The sequence below is a fragment of the Micromonospora sp. C28ISP2-4 genome, assembly GCF_030519385.1.
GTDB classification, from domain to species: Bacteria; Actinomycetota; Actinomycetes; order Mycobacteriales; family Micromonosporaceae; genus Micromonospora; species Micromonospora tulbaghiae.
Window position 1 is genome coordinate 521,730 of the sequence record NZ_JAUMKG010000006.1, and the last position, 18,779, is coordinate 540,508.

General features: G+C 74.3%; 19 protein-coding genes. 6 read left to right on the top strand and 13 right to left on the bottom strand.

Going from position 1 to position 18,779, the window contains the following annotated elements:
* The first annotated feature begins 47 nt into the window (after positions 1–47).
* The 3 genes from Q3W68_RS23325 (at position 48) to Q3W68_RS23335 (ending at position 3,818) form a co-directional block, all read left to right on the top strand.
* Positions 48–1,988 (top strand): ABC transporter ATP-binding protein, encoded by a 1,941-nt coding sequence (locus Q3W68_RS23325; protein WP_302907486.1) that lies wholly within the window; start codon positions 48–50, stop codon positions 1,986–1,988.
* Positions 1,989–2,065: 77 nt separating this feature from the next.
* Positions 2,066–3,115 (top strand): aldo/keto reductase, encoded by a 1,050-nt coding sequence (locus tag Q3W68_RS23330; RefSeq protein WP_302907487.1) that lies wholly within the window; start codon positions 2,066–2,068, stop codon positions 3,113–3,115.
* A gap of 160 nt (positions 3,116–3,275) precedes the next feature.
* Positions 3,276–3,818: an RNA 2'-phosphotransferase gene (locus tag Q3W68_RS23335; RefSeq protein ID WP_302907488.1), complete on the top strand. Its 543-nt coding sequence runs from the start codon at positions 3,276–3,278 to the stop codon at positions 3,816–3,818.
* 6 nt (positions 3,819–3,824) lie between these two features.
* On the opposite strand, the gene Q3W68_RS23340 is transcribed toward Q3W68_RS23335, so the two are convergent.
* The 6 genes from Q3W68_RS23340 to Q3W68_RS23365 form a co-directional block, all read right to left on the bottom strand.
* On the bottom strand, positions 3,825–5,108 hold the full coding sequence (locus tag Q3W68_RS23340) for a sulfite oxidase (RefSeq protein WP_302907489.1): 1,284 nt from the start codon (positions 5,106–5,108) through the stop codon (positions 3,825–3,827).
* 81 nt (positions 5,109–5,189) lie between these two features.
* On the bottom strand, positions 5,190–5,828 hold the full coding sequence (locus Q3W68_RS23345; protein WP_302907490.1) for a hypothetical protein: 639 nt from the start codon (positions 5,826–5,828) through the stop codon (positions 5,190–5,192).
* The gene (locus Q3W68_RS23350) at positions 5,825–7,231 is read right to left on the bottom strand and encodes a selenium-binding family protein (protein WP_302907491.1); all 1,407 of its coding nucleotides are present in this window, start codon (positions 7,229–7,231) and stop codon (positions 5,825–5,827) included. Before Q3W68_RS23350 ends, Q3W68_RS23345 begins: the two co-directional genes overlap by 4 nt.
* 16 nt (positions 7,232–7,247) lie before the next feature.
* Entirely contained in the window at positions 7,248–7,973 is a 726-nt protein-coding gene (locus tag Q3W68_RS23355; protein ID WP_302907492.1) for an ABC transporter ATP-binding protein, read from the bottom strand.
* The gene (locus Q3W68_RS23360; RefSeq protein ID WP_302907493.1) at positions 7,946–8,782 is read right to left on the bottom strand and encodes an ABC transporter permease; all 837 of its coding nucleotides are present in this window, start codon (positions 8,780–8,782) and stop codon (positions 7,946–7,948) included. Before Q3W68_RS23360 ends, Q3W68_RS23355 begins: the two co-directional genes overlap by 28 nt.
* The gene (locus Q3W68_RS23365; protein WP_302907494.1) at positions 8,779–9,750 is read right to left on the bottom strand and encodes a sulfonate ABC transporter substrate-binding protein; all 972 of its coding nucleotides are present in this window, start codon (positions 9,748–9,750) and stop codon (positions 8,779–8,781) included. The genes Q3W68_RS23360 and Q3W68_RS23365 overlap by 4 nt, the downstream gene beginning before the upstream one ends.
* Positions 9,751–9,893: 143 nt before the next feature.
* On the opposite strand from Q3W68_RS23365, the gene Q3W68_RS23370 reads away from it, so the two are divergent.
* Positions 9,894–11,060 (top strand): LLM class flavin-dependent oxidoreductase, encoded by a 1,167-nt coding sequence (locus Q3W68_RS23370; RefSeq protein ID WP_302907495.1) that lies wholly within the window; start codon positions 9,894–9,896, stop codon positions 11,058–11,060.
* Positions 11,061–11,273: 213 nt separating this feature from the next.
* Here Q3W68_RS23370 and Q3W68_RS23375 read toward each other — a convergent pair whose 3' ends face one another.
* The 7 genes from Q3W68_RS23375 to Q3W68_RS23405 form a co-directional block, all read right to left on the bottom strand.
* Positions 11,274–11,783, bottom strand: coding sequence for an NUDIX domain-containing protein (locus Q3W68_RS23375; RefSeq protein ID WP_302907496.1), 510 nt, complete (start codon positions 11,781–11,783; stop codon positions 11,274–11,276).
* Between the two features lie 41 nt (positions 11,784–11,824).
* Positions 11,825–12,385, bottom strand: coding sequence for an NADAR family protein (locus tag Q3W68_RS23380; RefSeq protein ID WP_302907497.1), 561 nt, complete (start codon positions 12,383–12,385; stop codon positions 11,825–11,827).
* A gap of 576 nt (positions 12,386–12,961) precedes the next feature.
* A complete protein-coding gene (locus Q3W68_RS23385; RefSeq protein WP_302907498.1) occupies positions 12,962–13,597 on the bottom strand; it encodes an SRPBCC family protein in 636 nt (211 codons plus the stop codon).
* On the bottom strand, positions 13,594–13,959 hold the full coding sequence (locus Q3W68_RS23390; protein ID WP_302907499.1) for a helix-turn-helix transcriptional regulator: 366 nt from the start codon (positions 13,957–13,959) through the stop codon (positions 13,594–13,596). Before Q3W68_RS23390 ends, Q3W68_RS23385 begins: the two co-directional genes overlap by 4 nt.
* 97 nt (positions 13,960–14,056) lie before the next feature.
* Complete coding sequence (locus Q3W68_RS23395) at positions 14,057–14,731, bottom strand: peptidoglycan recognition family protein (RefSeq protein ID WP_302907500.1); 675 nt, start codon at positions 14,729–14,731, stop codon at positions 14,057–14,059.
* An 89-nt stretch (positions 14,732–14,820) separates the two neighbouring features.
* Positions 14,821–15,567, bottom strand: a complete 747-nt coding sequence (locus Q3W68_RS23400; RefSeq protein ID WP_302907501.1) for a lysozyme — start codon at positions 15,565–15,567, stop codon at positions 14,821–14,823.
* A 126-nt stretch (positions 15,568–15,693) separates the two neighbouring features.
* Positions 15,694–17,052, bottom strand: a complete 1,359-nt coding sequence (locus Q3W68_RS23405) for an FAD-dependent oxidoreductase (RefSeq protein ID WP_302907502.1) — start codon at positions 17,050–17,052, stop codon at positions 15,694–15,696.
* A gap of 86 nt (positions 17,053–17,138) precedes the next feature.
* Between Q3W68_RS23405 and Q3W68_RS23410 the strand changes: the two genes are divergently transcribed.
* Together Q3W68_RS23410 and Q3W68_RS23415 are read left to right on the top strand one after the other, a co-directional pair.
* Positions 17,139–17,489 (top strand): YciI family protein, encoded by a 351-nt coding sequence (locus Q3W68_RS23410; protein ID WP_302907503.1) that lies wholly within the window; start codon positions 17,139–17,141, stop codon positions 17,487–17,489.
* The gene (locus tag Q3W68_RS23415) at positions 17,486–18,691 is read left to right on the top strand and encodes an RNA polymerase sigma factor (RefSeq protein ID WP_302907504.1); all 1,206 of its coding nucleotides are present in this window, start codon (positions 17,486–17,488) and stop codon (positions 18,689–18,691) included. The genes Q3W68_RS23410 and Q3W68_RS23415 overlap by 4 nt, the downstream gene beginning before the upstream one ends.
* The last annotated feature ends 88 nt before the right edge of the window (positions 18,692–18,779 follow it).

Sequence of the window (18,779 nt, forward strand, 5' to 3'; positions counted from 1 at the left end):
CGGAACGTAGTATCCAGCGTTGCTGCCGCACGCGTCCAGGGGGTGCCATGGCCGGGGAGATCCGTCCTCGTCCTCCGTCCGACCCGGAGGAGCCGGCCGGGGAGACGACACTGCCCGAGCTCGTCGATCCGCACTGGATGCACCGGGCCACCGAACTGGCCCACACCGGCTTCTGGTCGGTGGCGCGCCGGTTGCCCGCGCTGATCCGCGAGGCGATCAGTCTCGCCTGGGCGACCAGCCGCCGGGACACCACCGCCTCGCTGGGCCTCAACGTCGCCGCCGGTGTCCTCACCACGCTGGGCCTGCTCGCCACCACCGGGGTGCTCCACCAGTTGTTCGCGGCCGGCCCGACACCGGACCGGATCCGGGCGGCCCTGCCCGCCCTGGCGCTGGCGGCGGCCGCCGTCGCCGGGCGCGGTGCGCTGACCATCGCCGCCGGATGGGCGCAGGCCCGGCTCGTACCGCAGATCAACTTCACGGTGGAGCGGCGGCTGTTCGAGACGACGTCCGCTGTGGAACTGGCGGCCTTCGACGACGCCGGGTTCGCCGAGGAGATGGACCGCGCCCGAGACCGGGGACTGGCCGAGGCGGGCTCGCTGGTCAACGACACGGTCAACCTGGTCACCGGCGTGGTCGGCGTGATCGCCACGGCTACCGCGGTGACGATCATCCACCCGCTCCTGCTGCCCTGCCTGGTGGTCGCCGCCGCGCCGGAGGCGGTGACGGCGGTGCGGATGGCCCGCCGTCAGCACGTCGACTGGCTCGCCCGGATCACCCGGCGGCGACGCAAGTGGATGCTGGGCGACCTGATGGCCAACCGGCACACCGCGGCCGAGATCCGCGCCTACCAGATGCGCGACTTCCTGCTCTCGGAATACCACCTCGTGACGCGCCTGGAGACGAGCGCCGAGCTGCGCCTGGCCCGCGCGCAGACGGTCACCCGGGCGATCGGCCTGTCCATCACGGGCATCGCCGCCTTCGGACTCTACGTGGTGCTGGGCGGGCTGCTGGTGGGCGGCGTGGTGGCGCTCGCGGCGGCGGCCACCGCGCTGCTCGCGCTCCAGTCCGCGCGGACGAGCCTGCGCACGGCGATCTTCGCCACCAACTCGCTCTACGAGGACGCCCTCTACTACCAGGACTACCGCGACTTCCTCGACCGGGCGACGCGGCGGATCCCGGCGGGCGGGCACCTGCCGGTCGACGGGTTCACGCGCATCGACGTCGAGCGGGTCAGCCTGCGCTACCCGGACACCGACACGGCGGCTGTCGACGAGGTCAGCCTCACGGTCCGGCGCGGCGAGGTGATCGCGCTGGTGGGGGAGAACGGCTCCGGCAAGACCACGCTCGCCAAGCTGATCGCCGGCCTCTACCGGCCCACCGGCGGCACGATCCGCTGGGACGGCGTGGACGCCGCCGAGCTGGACCCACGGCAGACCGCCGCCCAGGTCGCGGTGATGAGCCAGGACTGGTGGAAGTTCCCGTTCACCGCCCGGCAGAACATCCGGGCCGGCCGCCACGACCGCGCCGGCGGGCCCGGCCCCAGCGTGGAGACCGCCGCCCGGGAAGCCGCCGCGCACGACATGATCAGCGAGCTGCCGTTCGGGTACGACACGCTGCTGGACCGGCAGTTCAAGAACGGGCAGGACCTGTCCGGCGGGCAGTGGCAGCGGCTGGTGGCCGCGCGCGGCCTCTATCGCGACGCCCGGCTGCTGATCTGCGACGAGCCGTCCGCAGCGCTTGACGCGCGCGCCGAGCACGCCCTCTTCCAGCACCTGCGGCGGCACCCGGACCGGGCCGTCGTGCTGATCACCCACCGGCTCGCCGACGTCCGGCACGCCGACCGGATCCTCGTGATGGACCACGGCCGGCTCGTGCAGTCCGGCGACCACGACACGCTGATGGCTCAGGGCGGGCTCTACCGGGAGCTGTTCGAGTTGCAGGCGGCCGGTTACCTCGCCGGCAGCGCGGAGCCCGCCGCCGACGGTTGACCTCCAGCGCACTCGAACTCCTACCGTGACCGGACCGCGCGCCACCCGGCCGGCGCGGTGCGACCCAGGGAGTTCACATGCGCTATCGCGTCCTCGGCGGCACCGGCATCGAGGTCAGCGTCCACTGCCTCGGCACCATGATGTTCGGCGCGGTCGGCAACCCCGACCACGACGACTGCGTCCGGATCGTCCACGCGGCACTCGACCGCGGGATCAACGTCGTGGACACCGCCGACATGTACTCGGCCGGCGAGTCGGAGCAGATCGTCGGCAAGGCCCTGCGCGGCCGCCGCGACGACGTGGTGCTCGCCACCAAGGTGCACTTCCCGATGGGGGAGGGGCCCAACCGGGGCGGCAACTCGCGGCGCTGGATCGTCCGGGCGGTCGAGGACAGCCTGCGTCGGCTGGGCACCGACTGGATCGACCTCTACCAGGTGCACCGACCGGACCACACCACCGACGTCGAGGAGACGCTCGGCGCGCTCACCGACCTGGTCCGGGCCGGGAAGATCCGCGCGTTCGGCTGCTCGACCTTCCCGGCCGAGGAGATCGTGGAGGCGCATCACGTCGCCGAGCGGCGGGCGCTCGGCCGGTTCCGCACCGAGCAGCCGCCGTACTCGATCCTGGCGCGCGGCGTCGAGACGTCGGTGCTGCCGGTCTGCCGCCGCTACCGGATGGGCGTGCTGGTGTGGAGCCCGCTGGCGTCCGGGTTCCTGTCCGGCCGCTACCGGCAGGGCCGGCCCGTCGACCTCGGGGCCGGGCGGCCGGCGCTCACCCCGGCCCGGTTCGACCCGGCGCTGCCGGGTAACACCGCCAAGTACGCCGCCGTGGAGGACCTGGTCGCGCTCGCCGACGAGGTGGGCTGCACGCTGCCGCAGCTCGCCGTGGCGTTCACCGCCGTGCACCCGGCGGTCACGTCGACCATCATCGGACCGCGGACCATGGACCAGCTGGACGCGCTGCTGGCGGGGGCGGAGCTGACGCTCGACGACGCGGTGCTGGACCGGATCGACGAGATCGTCCCGCCCGGCACGAACCTCTACCAGCCCGACGGGGCCTGGTCCCCGCCCACCCTGACCGACCCGTCCCACCGCCGCCGCCCCCTCCCGGCCCGAGCCGCCGCCTGACCCACGCTCCTCTCGCCCTGGCTTGCCGATCATGGGGTACCTGCCCCGGCAAAGAGTGCGAACCCGACATCCGCAGGGCCGAAACCGCAAGATCGACGAGAACAAGGGGCGCCGGGGGAACTGTGTCGACAGGGGACCGCGGCGGCAGCAGACTGGGCGGGTGGAAAACCGGGATCTCGTTCGGGTGAGCAAGCGGCTGTCGCTGGCGTTGCGGCACCGGCCGGACACGTTCGGCCTGCGGCTGGACCGGGCCGGCTGGGTGCCGGTGGCCGACGTGCTCGCCGGGCTGGGGATCAGCCGCGCCCAACTGGACGCCGTGGTCGCGGGCAACGACAAGCAGCGGTTCGCGGTCGAGACCGGCCCGGACGGGGCCGACCGGATCCGCGCCAGCCAGGGGCACTCGGTCCCGGTCGACCTCGGCCTGGCCCCGGCCACGCCGCCGCCCCGGCTGTTCCACGGCACCGGCGAGGCCGTGCTGGACGCGATCCGGGCGCAGGGGCTGCGCCGGGGCGGACGGCACCACGTACACCTGTCGCCTGATGTGGCGACGGCCCGGCGCGTCGGCGCGCGCCGGGGCGGCGCGGTGGTGGTGCTGACCGTGGACGCGGCGGCGATGGCCGAGGCCGGGTACCTGTTCTACCGCTCCGCGAACGGGGTGTGGCTCACCGACACCGTGCCGCCGGCCTATCTCAGCACCACCTGAGCGGCGTCAGCAGGCGGTCACGGGGTGGGCCACCACGGCGTCGAAGAGATACGCGAGGTCGTTCGGCGCGGCCCGGTCGGGCTGCCGTGCGCCGGTACGGTCGGTGGCGCGGGCGCGCAGGACGTGCCGTCCGGTGGCCGGCGGGCGCCAGCGCACGGTCCAGCGCTGCCAGGCGCCACCCCGGTCCGCGGTGACCAGGTCGGCGGGGCGCCACCCGTCGCCGGTGTCCACCTCGACGTGCTCGATCGGGCCGTTGCCGGACCAGGAACGGCCGGTCAGCAGCACCTCCTCACCGGCCGGCACCCGGGCGTCCCAGGGCAGCTCGAACGCGCTGCGCACCGGCTGGGCGGTGAGCACAGTGCCGTCGGCCGGGTGGCCGGGGCCGAACATCCGGTAGAACTGCGTGTTCCACGGCGAGAACAGGGGGGTGGTGGAGACCTCGATCGCGCCCACCCACTTGATCGAGGAGATGCCGACCCAGCCGGGCACCACGACCCGCACCGGGAAACCGTGGTCGGCGGGCAGCGGCTCGCCGTTCATCTCGTACGCCAGCAGCACGTCGTCCAGGGCCTTGGCGACGGGCATCGGGCGGCGTACCCGGCCGAGGTTGACCCCGCCGGAGACGTAGTCCGGGTCGAGGCCCTCGGGCATCACGTCGACCGCCTCGTCACGCAGCCCGGCCAGCCGCAGCACCGTGCCGAGCCGGACGCCCCGCCACCGGGCCACGCCGACGCTGCCCAGCCCCCACGCCACGCCCGGGGCGGGCTCGTCCTGCTGTTCGGCGAAGTAGCGGCGCCCGTTGCCGGCGCACTCCAGCAGCGCCGCGTGCTCCTCGGCGGGCAGCCGGCGCAGCTCGTCGAGGTCGAACTCGACCGGGTTGTCGCGGGTGGGCGTACCGCGCAGGCCGTCGCCGAACAGCCGCAGCCGCCAGGTGGCCGCGTCCAGGTGCGGGGTGAGTGTGTGGTTGCGGACGAAGAAGCGGTCGGTCGGGACCACGTACCCCTGACCGGCCATCGAGGGCCAGCGCATCTCGGCGTTGGTGTCCAGCGGGCGCAGCAGCTCCGGCGGCAGCGGCTTGACGATCGGCGCGCCGGGGTCGACGCCGACCGGCGCGGACGCCACCGCTACCGGCTCGCGCTCGGCGGCGGCGGCGGTCACCGCGGCCATCGCCGCGCCCACCTCCAGCAGCCGGTCGCGGTCGACGCCCGGCCCGTGTGCCTGCCCGGCGAGCCACTGCCGGCTCCGGTCGGCGTCGTGGACGGCTTCGGCTGAGGACGGGGACTGACTCACGACTGACCTCCGGAGGTGGGCGACGCTGCCTTTCCTATTCAATCAGTAGGACTTCCCATCGATCCATCCCAGGTGGGCGACTCACGCGGCACCGATCAGCGTCACCACCCCCGCCGCGACGAGCACACCGGCCCAGAGCCGGTCGACGTTGAACCAGGCCCGGCGCAGCACACCGACGCCGAGCACCTCGTACACCAGCAGGGCCACGGCCAGCGCGACGGCGAGCATGGCGACTGTGTGCACGGCCGCGGCGAGCAGCCCGGTCAGCGCGCCGGCCGGCGCGGCGGCGAGGTGCCCGGCGTGCGGGCCGGCGCCGGCCGCCGGTTCGGCGAGCAGCACCGGCAGCAGCATCAGGCCCGCGCCGTGCGCCGCCGACATCAGGAACGACCAGGCGGTGAGCTGCGCCGCGGACAACCGCATCCCGGCCCACCGGAAGTGCCGGTCGGACAGCAGCCGCCACAACCCGAACCCGACCAGCAGCACCCCGCCGGCCACCGCGACCACGGTGCTGGCCGTCACCGACCGGGTCGCGCTGACCAGCGCGGCGACCACAGCCACCGACGCCAGGTGGCCGGCCGCGATCGGTGGCAGGGCCGCCAGCAGCGCGGCCCGGCGGCGCCCCTGCAGGCCCCGGGCCACCGCGAACAGCCACCCCATCGCCGGGTTCAGGCCGTGGAACGCGCCGAGGCCGGCCAGCGCCGCCCAGGTCGCGCCGGTCACGGGAAGCAGTACGAGTCGGACGAGGCGTCGCCGCCCTGCAACCGGGTCTGATGCACGCGCCGGCCGCGGAACTCCTCCCCGCGCGGGAAGAACCGCGGGTCCGGGACGAGGCCGCCGCTCTCCGGGTCGACGTCGAGCTTCGCCACCCAGGCGCCCACCCCGTCGGGGTAGAACTGGTCGTCCCAGGCGCCGTAGAGCGAGTTGCTCACGTAGACACGCCGGCCGTCGCGGCTGATCTCGACCATCTGCGGCCCGCCGGCCAGCGGTTCGTCCGGGAACGCCGGGTGCGGGGTGCGGTTGACGATGCCGCCCAGGCGCACCGAGCCGACGCGTACCGGGTGGAACGGGTCGCTGACGTCGTAGCGGATCAGTTCGCCGGTGCCCCAGCAGGAGACGTGCAGGAACCGGTCGTCCACCGACAGGTCGATGTCGGTGACCAGCGGCGGCACCGCCCCGAACGGCTTGAGCAGGTCCGGCAGGTCGGCCGGGTCGGCCGGCTCCGCCGGGATGTCGATCACCCTGGTCACCGCCCAGGCGTCGCCGTCGCGGTGCCACAGCCAGATCGACGCGGACAGGTCCTCGACGCTGATCACCACGCCGACGAAGCCGTACGACTTCGTCGGGTCGTGCGCGGGGCGCAGCTCCAGCGGCATCTGGTACTGGTCGCCGAGGTCGACGCGCTGCACGTGCCGGCGCTTCGCCAGATCCCAGAAGTGGATCGCGTGCCCGTACCGGCGGCCCAGCAGCAGCTCACCGACGATGCCGTCCTCGATCATCGACGGCGTGCCCCACTCGCTGGTGACCAGCACGTCCTGGGTGTAGTGCCACCAGAAGTCGTACGCCAGGAACTGCGGCCCCCGGTCGGCCTCCCACGCGCCGCGTACCTCGAACGTGGTGTGGTCGAGCACGGCGATGCCGCCGGGCCCCTCCTGCCCGTCCGCGCCGCCGAGCGCGGAGACGTAGATGCCGTCCGGCCCGCAGTGCACGGTGTGCGGGCGGGAGTACCCGGCTCGCTCGCCCAGCTCCTTCGCCTCGATCACCTTGACCAGGCTCGGCCGGCGCGGGTCGGGCTTGGTGTCGAGCACGTGGATCCGGGACGAGCGCAGGCCCGGCACGATCAGGTAGCGGCGTTCCACGTGCGGGTGCGGCGCGGTCGGGCAGAGCGCGCTGCTGCACGCGTTCCAGCCGAAGTGGTGCAGCTCGGCGCCGGTGTCCGGCAGCTCGGTCCAGCCCACCACCCGGCCGTACGAGCCGGAGTCCGGGTCGGTGTCGAGCACCGCGATGGCGTCGGGGCGCTGCCCGGAGCGGTCGAACGCGGCGACGTACGCGAGCTTCTCGGCCGGCGCGGTCGCGGCGAGCGCGGGGGAGGGGTAGAACGTCGGGTCGGGTGTCCAGCGGGTCATCTGTTCTCCCTCGCGGTCAGCCGGCGGGTACGCCGAGGCGGTCGAGCAGGTGGCGGCGCAGCGCGCCGAGGGCCGGGTCGTCGGGGCTCGGGGACGGGCCGAGCCGTACCGGCACCTCCTCGGCGATCACGCCGTCGTCGAGGAGCAGGACGCGGTCGGCCAGCAGCAGCGCCTCCTCCACGTCGTGGGTGACGAGCAGCGCCGCGAAGCCGTGCTGGGCGCGCAGCCGCCGCAGCAGCCCTTGCATGCGCAGGCGGGTCAGCGCGTCGAGCGCGCCGAACGGCTCGTCCAGCAGCAGCAGGTCCGGTTCGCGGACCAGCGCGCGGGCCACCGCGACGCGCTGCGCCTGCCCGCCGGACAGCTCGGCCGGCCAGGCCCGGCCCCGGTCGGCGAGCCCCACCTCGGCCAGCGCGCGGCCGACCCGCTCGCCCACGTCCGGCCCGGTCAGCCCGAGCGCCACGTTGTCTGCCACCCGTTTCCAGGGCAGCAGTCGGTGCTCCTGGAACACCACGGCGGCGGTGCCGTGCACCGCGTGCTCGCCGCCGGCGTCGCCGTCGAGCCCGGCGAGCACGCGCAGCAGCGTGCTCTTGCCGGAGCCGCTGCCGCCCAGCAGCGCCACCGTCTCTCCGGCGGCGATGGTCAGGTCCGCCCCGGCCAGCACCACCGCCGGGCCGAAGGACCGGGTCACCGCGCGCGCGGTGAGCACCGGCCCGGTCAGGTCGCGCGCAGGCCGCGTCGCCATGCCAGCGTCCTCCTCTCCGCGTACCGGATGAGCAGGTCGGAGGCGAGGCCCAGCAGCGCGTAGATGAGCAGCCCGAGCACCACCACGTCGGTCTGGCTGAACTCGCGCGCCTCCATCATCAGGAAGCCGACGCCGGTCTGCGCGTTCACCTGCTCGCCGACGACCAGGCTGAGCCAGGCCGCGCCGATGGCCAGCCGCAACCCGAGGAACAGCGCGGGCAGCGCGCCGGGCAGCACCACGTGCCGCAGCCGGGCCGCCGCGCCGAGACCACAGGTGCGCGCCGCCTCCACCAGGCGTTCGTCGATGTCGCGGATGCCGGCGTACGTGTTGAAGTAGATCGGGAAGAACGCGCCGAGCGCGACGAGCGTGACCTTCAGCGACTCGCCGATGCCCACCCAGATGATCAGCAGCGGGACCAGGCCCAGGTGCGGCAGCATCCGGGCCATCTGCACCGGCGGGTCGACCAGGTCGTCGCCGAGGCGCAGCAGCCCGGCCGCCGCGCCGAGCACCAGCGCCAGGCCGCCGCCGATGAGCAGGCCGAGCGCGGCGCGGGTGAGCGAGTCGAGCAGGTGCACGCCGAGCGTCCCGTCGCGCGCGAGCCGCCACCCGGTCGCCAGCACCGCGCTCGGCGCGGGCAGCTTTTCCGGGGCGAGCAGCCCCGTCCGCGCGGCGATCTCCCAGGCGAGCACCAGCACGACCGGGCTCACCGCACGCCGCCACCGCCGCGAGGCGCGGGCCCGCGACCGCCGCGGCGTCGCCCGCTCGGGTACGACCGGAGCGGTCGCCTCGGCCAGCGCCGGACCGCTCACTGGAACGCCTCGTTGAACCGGCCGTCCACCCGACCGGCGATGTCGACCGGCCCGGGCACCAGCTTCAGCTCCACGAAGCTGTCGGCGATGGCCTGCAACTCGGCGCCGATCTCCGGGGTGACCGGGGCGAGCGGTTTGGCGCTGCGGGCCAGGGCCCGGGTGGTCACGTCCAGCGGGATCTTCAGCTCCGGGGCGAGGATGGCGGCCCGCTCGCTCGGGTGGGCGATGCCCCAGTCGGTGGTCTGCCGGTACGTGTTCAGGAACGCCTGCACGTCAGCGGTGCGGTTCTTCACCGCGTCCGGCGCGGCCAGCACGTACTCGCGGTTGCCGGCCAGGCCGGTGGCGTCGGCGAGCACCCGTACGCCCGGCTGCTCGGCCAGCGCGAAGTAGGGGTCCCAGATGATCCACGCGTCGACCTGACCGTTGTCGAACGCGGGCCGCCCCTCGGCGGGCTTGAGGTACTTCACCTTGATGTCGGCGAGCGTCATCTTGTTCGCCTCCAGCAGCTTGACCAGCAGCCAGTGCACGTTGGAGCCCTTGTTCAGCGCGACCGTCTTCCCGCGCAGGTCGGCGAAGCCGCGGTACGGGCTGTCCGCCTTGACCAGCACCGCCTCGCCCTGCGGGATCGGTGCGGACGTGCCGACCACGGAGAACGGGATCTTCCCGGCGGCGGCGAACACCGGCGGCGCCTCGCCGACCTGGCCGATGTCGATCGAGCCGGCCTTCAGCGCCTCGGTCAGGGCCGGGCCGCTCTCGAACAGCGACCAGGTGACGTTCTTCGCGTCGCCGCGCGCCTTGACCAGGCTGAGCCCGCCGAAGCGCTGGTAGCCGATCCGCAGCGGGCCGTCGCCGCCGCCGCTGGCGTCGGCCGCCTCGCCGCCGCAGGCCGTCAGCGCCGTCGCGGCGAGCAGCGCGAGGGTGGTGAGCAGCGCGGCCAGCGGCCGGCGGCGGGATCTGGGGGTACGCATGACGACTCCTCGGGGAGGGGAAGGGCCCGGCATCGACGGGCGACAGCAACCTACCAACCCGATAGGTTTTATGGGTAGGGTATCGGCGTGGTCGTCCCACCACTCAGGAGGCGACCCGTCCGACAGCGCACCGGAGGTACACCATGTCGCTCACCTTCCACTGGTTCCTGCCGACCTACGGCGACAGCCGGGACATCGTGGGCGGCGGTCACGGCGTACCGGTCGGCACCGCCGGCGGCGCACGGCCCGCGAGCGTCGCGTACCTGGGGCAGATCGCCCGCACCGCCGAACAGCTCGGCTTCGCCGGGGCGCTCACCCCCACCGGCGCCTGGTGCGAGGACGCCTGGCTGACCACAGCGATGCTCACCGAGGTGACCGAGCGGCTGAAGTTCCTCGTCGCGTTCCGGCCCGGCCTGCTCTCACCCACCCTCGCCGCGCAGATGGCGTCCACGTTCCAGCGCCTGTCCGGCGGGCGGCTGCTGCTCAACGTGGTCACCGGTGGCGAGTCCGCCGAGCAGCGCGCGTACGGCGACTTCCTGGACAAGGACGCCCGGTACGCGCGTACCGACGAGTTCCTGCACGTGGTGCGGGCGCTGTGGCGCGGCGAGACGGTCGATTTCGACGGCGCCCACGTCCGGGTCGAGGGCGCCCGGCTCGGCCGGGTGCCCGACCCGGTGCCGCCGGTCTACTTCGGCGGGTCCTCCGGCGCGGCCGGGCCGGTGGCGGTACGGCACAGCGACGTGTACCTGACCTGGGGCGAGCCGCCCGCGCAGGTGGCTGGCAAGCTGGACTGGATCCGCGGGCTCGCCGCCGAGTCCGGCCGCGAGCTGCGGTACGGCATCCGGCTGCACGTGATCAGCCGGGACACCGCCGAGGAGGCGTGGGCCCAGGCCCGCAAGCTGCTCGACGGCATTCCCGAGGCCGACGTGCGCGCGGTGCAGGAGGGGCTGCGGCGCAGCGAGTCCGAGGGGCAGCGGCGGATGCTCGACCTGCACGGCGGCTCCCGCGACGGGCTGGAGGTCTCGCCGAACCTGTGGGCCGGATTCGGGCTGGTACGCGGCGGCGCGGGCACCGCGCTCGTCGGCAGCCACACCGAGGTCGCCGACCGGATCGCCGAGTACCACGCGCTCGGCCTGGACGAGTTCATCCTCTCCGGTCACCCGCACCTGGAGGAGGCGTACTGGTTCGGCGAGGGAGTGCTGCCGATCCTGCGGCGGCGCGGGCTGTGGCGGCACCCGGCCGGTGAGCCGGAGACCGAGGCGCCGGCGGCCGTGCCGTTCTCACCCCAGCCGGTCCCGGCCCGCGGCTGACCGCGCCGCGCCCGTTACCGGGCTGAGCGTGCCGGGCCCGTTACCGGGCTGAGCTTGCCGGGCCGTCCGGCTCTGCCCGGACTGGTCGCGGTCAGGGCCGGGCGCTGCCCGGGTCGCGTCGGCACGGCTGGGCGCTGCCCGGGTCGCGTCGGTCACGGCCGAGCCCTGCCCGGGTCGCCTCGGTCAGAGCGGGCGCTGCCCGGGTCGTCTCGGTCAGAGCGGGCGCTGCCCGGCGAGGAAGTCGGCGAGCACCCGCGTGTGCGTGGAGAAGGCCAGCTCGACCGGATCGGTGAGCACCAGCCACTCCGTTGCCTCCTCGGTCGGCGCCGACGGCGGCAGGTCACCGACCGCCCGCTCGGGCAGCACGCCGAAGACCATCATGGTGCCGCCCGCCGGGGCGCCGTGCACCGCGAACAGCCGCGCCTCGCCGGCCTCCGCCCGCAGCCCGGTCTCCTCGCGCAGCTCACGCACGAGCGCCTCGGACCACTCCTCGCCGTACTCGATGAAGCCGCCCGGCAGCGCGAGCTGCCCACGCGCCGGCTCGATGTCGCGGCGCACCACCACCACGCCGAGCCCCTGCGGCGTACGGACCGGCAGCACCGCCACCGCCACCGGCAGGGGATTGCGCCACACCGTCTCGCCGCAGGAGGAACAGACGCGCGGCCACCCGGCGCCCGCCGGGTAGGCGGCGCCGCAGAACGAGCAGTGCGAGTACGCGGTCACGCCGCGCCACGTTACCCCCACCCCCGACCCCAGGTCAGGCGTCACCCCCCTCGGCCGGCGAGCGTGGCGCGCGCCCCCATCAGGGCGAACCCGAGCAGGTTGTCGCCCCGCCACGTCGCCGGGTCCGCGGCGCGCGGGTCGTCGGCGGTCAGGCCGATGCCCCAGACCCGGTCGGTCGGGCTGGCCTCGACGAGCACCCGCTCGCCGGTGCCGAGCAGGAACCGCCGCAACGGCTCGTGCGAAGCGAACTTGGCGACGCTGCCGGCCACCACGATCTCGTAGCGGCGGGCCGCCCAGGTCGCCTCGTCGAAGTCGCGGACCTGCCGGCCGAGCGCCTTGGCCCGGTGCGGATGCCCGGCGGCAAGCACCCGCTCGGCGATCGCGTGGTCACCGAAGAGCGTGGCCTTGTGCCACATCATCCAGTGTTCGGCGGTGGCGAACTCCCGCCCGTCCACTGTGAACGCCGCCGGCCACCACTGGCTCAGGCAGCCCGCGCCGACGCTGCCGTCGCGCTGCGGCCGGTGTCCCCAGAAGTGCAGGTACTTGAACGTCTGGTCGGCGTCGAGCGCGTCGGTCAGGTCGGCGACGGAACGGATCGGCATGCCCCGCAGTCTGCCCCACCCCACCGACGTCCCACCGCCGCTTTTTCCCGCGGCAGGGAAGCGGTCCAGATAGGACAAAACCGCCCGCCGACACCGGCCCCGCCACCCGCCACCCGCCACACCGGCTCGACCACGCCACCGGCCGCCATCCGGGAGACGGCCCCCCTCTCCGCCCGGCCACCCCCCGCGCCCCCCCGGCCCCCCCCCCGCAACGCCACCGAGGACGTCGACGACCCGGCCGAACGCATCCCGCGCGGCGCGATCGTCGGAGTGGCGATCAACGCGGCCAACCACGCCCCGGCGCACTTCGCCGACCCGGACCGGCTCACTTCCAGAGAAGCGCATTCCGCATCACGGGAAGCGGAGAGATCTTGGTAGGAATCGGCCCCCATGAGGGCCCTTCCGTACCAAGATCTCGAAGCGCCCAGGGCGAACGCCGGAAGTGCGGCGGCTCGCGCCCACCACACCCCCGTAGCCCCTCGCCGATCTTGCAGTTTGGTACCCCGCAATCCAGCTCAAATCAGGCATCGCGAGGGCCCGAACTGCAAGATCGGCGAGGGATGGGGGTCGGCCGCGTCAGGGGGTGGGGGTGTAGAAGGAGCGCACGCGCTCGCCTGCGGCTCGTGCCTGCTCACTGGGGGTACCCGCGTCGATGCTTGCTGCCGTCCAGCTGGTGCTGGACTCGGTGACGAAACGTCGGCCCTCGTCCGAGGCCATCCACTCGGCTGCGGCGGCCGGGTCGACACCCGTGCCGGCGGCGGCGAAGTGGGAGGCCAGCCCGACCAGTGCCAGGTCCCAGCCGATACCGACGGCGCCCGGACCGTACTCGGCCCACCGCTGGTCGTCGACGTGCGCGACGTGTTCCAGTTCGAGTCGGGTGCGCCCCGGCCCCGCCTCGCGCAGCCGTACCTCGATCCAGCTCACCTCGCCGCCGAACTCCCAGGTGGCGGCGAAGCCGTGCGGCGGGTCGCAGCGTTCGACGGTGCCGCCGGCGTTGCCCTCCAGCTGGTAGCGGCCGCCGAGGCTCAGGTCACCGGAGACCGGCAGGAACCAGCGCGGTATCCGTTCCGGGTTCGTGCACGCGTCGAAGACGTCGGCCACCGGCGCGTCGTACGTCTGGGCGATGGTGAGCACCCGCGCCTGCCCGGCGGGGAGCGTACGGTCGCCGATGCGGCGCTCGACGGCGCTGATCTGTCCGGTCACGTCGATCATGGGTCGGTCCTCTCGTCGTCGGTGGTGTCCTCGCGCAGCCGTCGTTCGCGGCGCCCCCGGGCCAGTTCGGTGGCGAGCGCCGCCAGCGGCGGGGTCCAGAAGCGGCGGAACCCGTCCAGCCAGGCGTCGATCTCGCGCAGCGGGCCGGGGTCCACGGCGTAGAGGCGGCGGGTGCCCTGGGCGCGCACTGTGGTGAAGCCGTGCTCGCGCAGCACCTTGAGGTGCTGGGAGACGGCGGGCTGGCTGATGCCGAACTCGCGCCGCACGGTCTCGCCGAGCGCGCCGGCCGGCTGTTCGCCGTCGGCGAGCAGTTCCAGGATCCGGCGGCGGACCGGGTCGCCGAGGACGTCGAAGGCGTGCACCACGCCTTTCTATCAGACCCCACTTATATAAGCGAGGAATAAAACTGGCGCGACGCGGGGCGCCCGTCGCACCCGGGCGCCCCGCGTACCCCCGTGGTCAGCCGCCGAGGCGGGCGGCGACGGTACGGCGCAGCTCCGGCAGGCGGCCGTGCAGCAGGCCGGGGCACTGCGTGTCGTTGAAGTCCTTGTGCCCGTAGATCTCGGTGGGCGCGATGCCGTACTGCTGGCAGGTGAACGCGCAGAACGTGACCAGGCTGTTCCAGAGCGCCTGCGGTGGCTGCACGTCCAGGTAGATGCCGTCGTTCTCGATGCCGATGGCCTGGCTGTTCTGCCCGACGCAGTGTGCGCCCTGCACCATGGTCTGGCCGTGCAGCAGCGCGTAGAGGCTGCCGTGCCGGCCCTCGGTCAGGTAGCCGCCCCGGCTGTTTGTGAAGTGCTGCCCGGAGTCGAGCCAGCCGTTGCTGTCCATGTGCAGGTTCTGGATGTCGCGGGAGTTGCGGTACGCCTGGGCGAGGCTGTAGTCGGTGGTGTTCGGGAACGCCGTGTGGTGGACGATGATCTTGTTGGGCCGGCTGGTCACCACGCTCACCGGCGACGAGGGCGGGCGGGCGCCCCAGGTCGCGCAGTTGGCGATGGTCGGCTGGTCGACCCGGATGGCGGCGGCCCGCGCGTCGGGACGGGAGCCGATCTGGGTCAGCGCGCCGACGCCGGCGGCGGCGCCGAGCAGGACCGCGCCGCGCAGCACGGTCCGCCGGGGTACGGGAACGGACATCGCAACCTCCTCGCGGAAGGGGGGGCGCCGGATCGGCCGGTACGCCGGGCGTGGCGGGACCGGCACCGCCCGCCACGCCCGGGCCGGGGTCAGCAGGGACCGTTGCAGGCCAGTACGCGCAGCCGGTCGAGCGAGCCGTTCCAGACGTTCTGGTCACCCGGGAAGACGCCGGAGGACGACCACTGCCAGAACGAGTACGTGCCCCAGCCGGCCGGCAGCGTGCCCACGCTGCTCGCGTAGCGGGCGATCCACAGCGGATTGTTGGCGGCGAACTGCGAGGTGTTGCCGGTGCAGGTGCTCCACCAGTCGGTGGTGGTGTAGATGGTGGCCCACCGGCCGGTGCGGGCGTAGTACTGGTTGACGAACGAGGCGATCCAGCTGCGCATCGACGCCTGGCTCAGCCCGTAGCAGGTCGCGCCGTACGGGTTGTACTCGATGTCCAGCGCGCCGGGCAGCGTCCGCCCGTCCTTCGACCAGCCGCCGCCGTGGTCGACGAAGTAGTTGGCCTGGGTGGCGCCGGTCGTGGTGTCCGGGCGGGCGAAGTGGTACGAGCCGCGGATCATCCCGACGTTGTACGAGCCGTTGTACTGCTGGGCGAAGTACGGGTTGGTGTAGTAGGTGCCCTCGGTCGCCTTGACGTACGCGAACCGGGCGCCGTTGGCCCACGCCCCGGACCAGTTCACGTTGCCCTGGTAGCTGGACACGTCCATGCCGGGCAGCCCGGCCGGGGCGGCGGAGGCGGGGGCCGTCCCGAACAGGGTCGCCGCGGCGACGGTGGCGGTGGCGAGCAGCGCGGCTCCGGCCGCGCGCAGCGCCGATCGGATCGAACCGTGCATCTGTCCTCCCTGGGGGTTGCCGCGCTCGGGCGGCGGGAGTATGACGAAAGGAACTGTCGTCATTAGGTCACAGGGCGGAGAAACTTTTCAATAGAGAGCATCGAAGAATCTCACTGGATAGGGTGCTCAGCCGAGCTGGGCGAGCGCCTCGGCGGCGGCGCGCTCCCCGGCGCTCACCGCGCCCTCCAGGTAGCCGCTCCACCGGGTCGCGGTCTCGGTGCCGGCCCAGTGCACACGGCCCACCGGCGTGCGCAGCTCCGGGCCGTACCCGCACCACGCGCCGGGCGGCAGGACGCCGCAGAAGCAGCCGCGCGTCCACTCGTCGGCCGACCAGTCGTACTCGACGAGGTCGTCGGGGCGGGCGGCGGCCGGGCCGAAGATCGCGGCCAGCGCGTCGCGCAGCGCGTCCCGGCGCGCGTCCTCCGGCAGCCGGCGCAGCGCCCGGGCCTGCGCGCCGTAGCTGAACGCGGTGAGCACCCCGCCCGGCGCGTCCGGCAGCGAGTTGTCCACCGTCTCGGTGAGCGGCCCGGCGTCGGTGCTGGACACACCGGAGCGGCCGTCGGAGCGCCAGAACGGCTCCGGGTAGATCGCGTGCACCTTCAGTGCCACGCCCATCGGCATCCGCTGGGTGAGCCCGTCGCGCAGCGGCGGCAGCGGCGGGTCGTACCGGATGCGCCCGGCCAGCGTCGGCGCCAGCGCGACCACCGCCGCGTCGCCGCGGTACGTCTCGCCGCCGGCGCGCACCCGCACGCCGTCACCGTCCTGCGCGACGCCGTCCACCGGGGCGCGCAGGCACAGGCTCCCCGGCGGCAGCGCGGCGGCCATCCGCTCGGCCAGCGCGGCCGGGCCGCCGACCAGCCGGTCCTGCTGGGCGCCACCGGCCATGCCGAGCAGCGACCGGGTGCCGCCGCCGCTGCGCAGGTAGAACAGCATGTGCAGCAGCGAGACCTCGTCCGGCGAGACGGCCAGCAGGCCACCGGCGAGCAGCCGGCCGGCGTACCGGGCGGTGACCGGGTCGGCCGCGCTCGCGTCGAGCCAGCCGCCCAGCGTGACCCGGTCCCACCGGGCCGCGTCGTCCGCCCGCCACGGCGCCGCCGGATCGATCCGGGCCGCCATCTCGTCGAGCGTGCCCAGCAGCCCGGACAGCCCCGGCGGCGCACCGGTGGCCGGGCGTCCGCCGAGCAGCAGCGTCGGCGCGCCGTGCGCGGGGGAGGGGAACGTGGCCAGGCCGTACGCGGCCACCAGCGCGTACATCCGGCCCTGGGTCGGGCCGATCCACTGCGCGCCCAGATCGAGCCAGCCACCGCCGGGCAGCGCGCGGCTCAGTGTCCGGCCGCCCACCCGGTCCCGGGCCTCCAGCACCCGCACCTCGGCACCGGCCGCGTCCAGCGCGAGCGCGCAGGCCAGACCGGAGAACCCGGCGCCCACGACGACGACCCGGTGGCGGCGCACGCGACGGCGTACCCCGCTCCCGGCCGGATTCACCCGGCCCGGCGTGTCGAAACCGGCGTCCGCCGTTCGTGTGGAGGGTGAAGGGACGGCGCGGGCCGTCCGGTGACGAGGAGAAGCCGATGAAGCAGTACCTGATCAGCATGTACCAGCCGGCCGGCGAGGGTCGCCCGGACCCGGAGTTCCTGGCCGGCGTGATGCGCGAGGTGGAGGCCATCGGCCGGGACCTGCGGGAGGCGGGGTGCTGGGTGTTCGGCAACGGCCTGCACGACCCGCAGACCGCCACCGTGCTGCGCCCGGCCGGCGACGAGGTGCTGGTCACCGACGGGCCGTTCGCCGAGGGCAAGGAGTACCTGGGCGGCGTCACCGTCATCCGGGCGCCCGACCTGGACGCCGCGCTGGACTGGGGTCGCCGCTACGCCCTCGCCACCACGCTGCCGATCGAGGTCCGCCCGTTCCAGGGCGAGGGATGACCGAGGTCGAACGGGTCTTCCGGGCCGAGTACGGCCGCGCGGTAGCCGTCCTGGTCCGTCTCCTCGGCGACATCGACCTCGCCGAGGAGGCGGTCCAGGAGGCGTTCACGATCGCGGTGACGCGCTGGGCCGCCGACGGGCCGCCGCCCAGCCCGGCCGGCTGGATCATCACCACCGCCCGCAACCGGGCGATCGACAGGTTGCGGCGCGAGGCGACCCGGGTCGCCCGGCACGCCGAGGCCGCCCTGATCCACGCCGCCGACCCGCCCGCCGAGGAGGGGCCCGTGCCCGACGACCGCCTGCGCCTGACCTTCACCTGCTGCCACCCGGCGCTCGCCGCTCCCGCCCGGGTGGCGTTGACGCTGCGCCTGCTCGGCGGCCTGAGCACCGCCGAGATCGCGCGGGCCTTCCTGGTGCCGGAGCCGACCATGGCCCAGCGCCTGGTACGGGCCAAGGCGAAGATCCGCGACGCCGGCATCCCGTACCGGGTGCCGCGCGACGCGGACCTGCCGGACCGGCTGCGCGGCGTGCTCGCAGTGGTGTACCTGATCTTCAACGAGGGGCACACGGCCAGCGCGGGGGAGCGGCTGGGCCGCGCCGAGCTGGGCGCCGAGGCGATCCGGCTGGGACGCCTGCTGGTGACGCTGATGCCGGACGAGCCGGAGGCGCTCGGCCTGCTCGCGCTGATGCTGCTCACCGAGGCGCGCCGGGACGCCAGGACCGGCCCGGACGGGGTGCCGGTGTCGCTGTCCGAGCAGGACCGGGGCCGGTGGGACCGGGAGCTGATCGCCGAGGGGCAGGAACTGGTCCGCCGGTGCCTGCGGCGGGGCCGGCCCGGCCCGTACCAGATCCAGGCCGCGATCGGCGCTGTGCACGCGGACGCGCCCTCCGCCGCCGCCACCGACTGGACCCAGATCCTCGCGCTCTACGACCAGCTGGCGGCCGTCGCGCCGGGGCCGGTGGTGGCGCTGAACCGGGCGGTCGCGCTGGCCGAGGTACGCGGACCGGCGGCCGGACTGGCCGCCGTGGACGGTCTGGACCTGGGCGGCTACCACGTGTGGCACGCGATCCGGGCGGACCTGCTGCGCCGCCTGGACCGTCCGGCACAGGCCCGGGCCGCGTACGACGCGGCGATCGCCGGCACCGGAAACGCGGCGGAACAGATGTTCCTGCGCCGTGCCCGCGACCGCATGCCGGGATGACCGCACCGACCGTGCATGTTGGAGGCCCCCGGGCCCGGGACGAGAACCGTGATCGTCGAGGCATTGACGCGGCGACAGAGAAAAGTAC